Origin of the sequence: Micromonospora sonchi, from assembly GCF_014646235.1 — a bacterium.
Lineage (GTDB): Bacteria > Actinomycetota > Actinomycetes > Mycobacteriales > Micromonosporaceae > Micromonospora > Micromonospora sonchi.
The window spans coordinates 1-1,934 of record NZ_BMNB01000073.1 but is presented as its reverse complement, the minus strand read 5'-3'; the positions used below and the strand labels follow the sequence as shown (position 1 = coordinate 1,934).

Sequence of the window (1,934 nt, the reverse complement as noted above, 5' to 3'; positions counted from 1 at the left end):
GGGATCAGGTACTCGCTGATCTTGGAGAAGAGGTTGGCCTTGAGGTCGCCGACCTTCTCCTTGATCTCCTCCCAGATGCCGCCGAGGCCCTGGGACTGCACCTTCTGCACGATGGGCACGGACTTCTCGACCGTGCTCATGGCCTGCTCGGGCACGCCGCGCTTGACGATCAGACCCCGGATCGACGCCCAGGTCAGGCCGAGCAGGGAGCCGATCATCATGACGATGCCGCGCAGGTCGAACTTGGCCGGCAGTTCCAGGCCGGCGCCGGCCATCGCGCCGGTGAGCCAGCCGACCAGGCCTTTTTTCAGGTGCTCGGGCAGGTTGCCCATGAACGCCCGCAGGCCGGCGCCAACGGAGGAGACGAGGTTGCCGAGGAAGCCGATCGGGTCCTTGATGATCGCCATGACCGCGCTCGCGGCCTTGGCCAGGACGCCGAGCAGCATGTCCTTGAGCTGGAGGATGGTCTTGATGGCGCCGCCGATCGCGTCGACGGCCTTGGCGACCAGGCCCTTGTTCTTCTCCTTCTCGGCGGCGATCTCCTCGTCCACCGAGGCGAGCGCCTCGTTGTATTTCGTCGCGAGCGTCTGCACCAGCTCGGTGCCCTTGTTGTTCACCGACTCGGTCAGTTCGTCGAACTTGCCGGAGAACTCGGCGGCGGCCTCGCGGCCCAGCGCCTGTAGCTCGGGGGCCAGCCCGCGCACCTCGGTCTGCAACTGCGTACGGCCGGTGGCGATGCGCTGCTTGGCCCGGGTCAGCTCGGCGCCGATGGTGTCGGCGACACCGGAGATGACCTGCTGCATCCGGTCGACGTAGCCCTTGCGGGCCACCACGAAGATCTGGTTGGCCTCCTCGGGCAGCCCGGCGAACTTGTCCTTGATCCACCGGCCCTTGCCGATGATGCCGGAGTACCGCTTGTCCTTGTACTCGTCCATCCGGCGCTTGTGCTCGGCGGTGAACGCGTCCCGCGCCGCCTTCTCACCCTTGGTGAACTGGTCGTCGACCTTCTTGTCCAGCCCGGACAGGATGTCCTCGACGTCCTTTTTGGTGCCGTCGAAGACCTTCTGCAGGATCGCGGTGACCTTGGCCCGCTTCGCCTCGTCGGCGGACTTGGCCTGCTCCTTGCCTGCCCCGACCTGCGCGCCGGCCTGCTTACGATCGCCGGCGAGGGTGGTCATCGCCGCCGCGCCGGCCTGCCCGGCCGCCGTCTTCGCCCCGGCCAGGGTCTTCGCCTCCGCCGCGCGTACCTGACCCGGGGCGGTGGCGGCGTGCTGCTCGACGGCGTTCTTCTCCTTCAACGCCCCGGTGAACTCCGGCTCGTTGGACTTCGCCAACTGCTCCTCGGTCACCTGCGCGTCGGCCATCTGCTGGTCGACCTGCGCCGGCCCGTCGGAGAAGTCGGTCGCCGCCGGTGGCGCCTTGTCGGGTACGGCCTTGCCCGGATCCGGCGTGCCCGGCGTCGCTGGTGGCTTGTCCGCCACCAGCGGGGTGACCTGCTTCTCCTTCGCCGCCGAGGTGTCCGGTGGCGCCTTCGTGGTGGTCTCGATCGCGTTCGCCGACGACTTCTTGCCGTCGGTGACCTGGCCCTGGACCTGTCCCTTGACCGCGTCGGCCTTGCCCGAGTCGCCGAACTTGTCGGCCTCGTCGAGGTTCTTCGGCGCCTGTGCCGCGATCGCCTCGTTCACGGCCCGGACGAACGCCGTCTTGTCGAACTCACCCGGCTTCGCGGCGTTCATCTTCTCCGCGTTCGCCGCCTTGCCCTGGGCCTCCTTGTCGTCCTGCGGCGGCTTCGCCGCACCCTGCGCCTTAGCCGCCTCCGACTTCGCCGGCGGATGCGCCGCGAGCAGCTTCTGCTTGCCCCGCACGTCCGCCTTCAGTGCCGCGAACTTCGGATCCGCGTTGGGGCCTGGCCGCCGCCCGGTCCCCGCGTCCGC

1 protein-coding gene is annotated in these 1,934 nt (G+C 68.8%); it reads right to left on the bottom strand.

Features of this window, described 5'->3' with window-relative positions; genetic code table 11:
* Window positions 1-1,934 (bottom strand): phage tail protein (locus IEY61_RS30780; protein ID WP_229706649.1); only part of this gene is annotated, 1,934 nt, incomplete at both ends.